2 protein-coding genes and 1 pseudogene are annotated in these 2,130 nt (G+C 64.2%); all 3 read right to left on the bottom strand.

Annotated elements, in window-relative coordinates; all coding sequences use genetic code 11:
* Positions 1-499: pseudogene (locus tag PFH44_RS27025) on the bottom strand (iron ABC transporter permease); the annotation flags it as partial.
* Positions 500-577: 78 nt separating this feature from the next.
* Positions 578-1,546: an ABC transporter substrate-binding protein gene (locus tag PFH44_RS27020; protein ID WP_045855272.1), complete on the bottom strand. Its 969-nt coding sequence runs from the start codon at positions 1,544-1,546 to the stop codon at positions 578-580.
* On the bottom strand, positions 1,543-2,130 hold a 588-nt coding region (locus PFH44_RS27015; protein ID WP_283826752.1), incomplete at its 5' end, for an ABC transporter ATP-binding protein. The genes PFH44_RS27020 and PFH44_RS27015, both read right to left, overlap by 4 nt.

Raw genomic sequence — 2,130 nt, 5'->3', positions numbered from 1 at the left:
GTCCGCTCGCCAGCAGGCTGCGGGAGACGGCAAAATAGACCACCGGGAAAATATTCAGCGCCATCACCAGCACGATCCCACTGCGGCTGAACAGCAGGTCGTTGAGATCCCAGCCGGTGAGCTGCTGGAGATAGCCGTTGCTTTGCAATACCAGCATCCACGACAGCGCGGCGATATAGGGCGGCGTGGGAAAAGGAATTAAGAACAGCAGGTCCCAAAGGCGCGGCAGCGGCAGGTTGAACAGCCCGCGCAGCACGCCGAGCGGGAGCCCGATGGCGACGCTGACCAGCGCCACGCCGCAGGCGATCCACAGGGTGCCGCCGAGCATCGCCGGCAGCTGCGGATCGGCAAACAGCGTCGCGACGCCGCTAAAGGCCCCGGCCAGCGAACCGGCGCTGAAGTGAGGAAATACCGCCGGTAAGACGATAAAAAACAGCGGCAATGCCACCAGCACCAGCAGCGCCGCTAGCGTGACGCCAGAAATAAGTTTTTGATTCACCGTATTTTCCTGCAAGCGAGGTCTCCCCCCGCCGCGCGCAGGCCAACGCGAGCCCGCCGCGGCGAGGGGAAAGGCAGATTACTGCGCGAATAGCGTGTTGAAGCGGGCCAGCACCGCGCGGCGTTCGCTGCTGCCGTCGCCGCTGGTCGGCAGAACCTTCAGCTCGTTAAGCAGCGGGCGCTTCGCCGGGACGTCGGACCGCGCCGGCATCAGCCAGGCATCGGCCACCATCGCCTGGCCTTCCGGCGACAGCACGTAGTCGACAAAGGCTTTGGCATCGTCAGCGTGCTGGGTCGTTTTCAGGATCATCATCGGGCGCGGCGCAATCACCGTTCCGCTGGCCGGGAAAATCACCTTCAGCGATTCGCCCTGGCTAATATTGCCGTAAGAGACGTAGTCCACCGCGCCGAATACCGCCGCTTTTGCGCCCTGCATCACCGGCGTCACCGCCTGCGCATTCGGCCCGCTGACTACCATCCCGTTCTTTTTCAGCTCGTCGAACAGCGCCCAGGCCTTGTCGCCCATCCCGTTCTGCAGCCCGATCAGCAAATCCAGGGATGCGCCGGACAGCGCCGGGTCCGGGGTGGTCACCTTATCCTTAAACGCCGCTTCCGTCAGGTCGCGCCACTCCTTCGGCTCCGGCGTGCCGCTTTTGCTGTTCCAGACGATCCCGAGCGCCGAAATGCCCTGCGCCACGTAATCGGCCGATTTCAGATTGGCCGGGACCTTATCGGCGTTGGCGCTTTGATAGGCCAGCAGCCAGCCGCGGGCATGGAGATCTTCCGCGGTGTCCCACGAGGCGGAGATCAGCACGTCCGCCTGCGGGTTGGCCTGCTCGGCCTCAAGCCGCGCCATCACCTTACCGGTGGTGGCCTGGAAGATATTGACCTTAACGCCGGTTTTCTTTTCGTAACCGCTGGCAAGACCTTTCGCCAGCGTGCCGGGACCGGCGGTGTAAACGGTTAGCGCGTGGGCGCTGGAGATCATCGTGGCCGACAGCATCATCGCGAGCGCTGCTCCTTTCTTAAAGGTCATAATGGATTTCATGCGGGTTCCCCTGAGGATGAAGTAACAATGCGGACGGCAGCAACGCTGCCGGCCGATAAATGCACAATGCGGTCAGCCAGCAGCTCTGCTTCGCGACGGTCGTGGGTCACGTAGACGGCGGTGATGCCAAGCTGGCGCAGCAGACGGCTCATCTCGATGCACAGCGACTCGCGCAGCTCGCTGTCAAGATTGGAGAGCGGTTCGTCAAACAGCAGCACGCGAGGTTCGGCGACGATAGCCCGCGCCAGCGCGACGCGCTGTTGCTGGCCGCCGGAGAGGCCGGAGGGTTTACGTTCGGCAAAGCCGGTCAGCCCGACCCTCGCCAGCGCGGCGTTGACCCGCGTCTGGCGTTCGCCGCGAGGCACCCCGCGCATGCGCAGCGGAAAAGCGATGTTTTGCGCCACGGTCATGTGCGGCCACAGAGCGTAATCCTGGAAAACCATGCCGATATCGCGCTGCTCCGGGGCCATACCCCAGCCGGCTTTCGCCACCAGGCGGTCGCCGAAGCGGATTTCGCCGCTGTCGGGTACGGTGAGACCGGCCAGCAGGCGCAGCAGCGGGCTTTTGCCGCAGCCGGACGGCCC

Origin of the sequence: Klebsiella sp. Ech2A (assembly GCF_030078455.1) — a bacterium.
Taxonomy (GTDB): Bacteria; Pseudomonadota; Gammaproteobacteria; order Enterobacterales; family Enterobacteriaceae; genus Klebsiella; species Klebsiella terrigena.
This window is presented reverse-complemented; position numbering and strand designations above follow the sequence as displayed.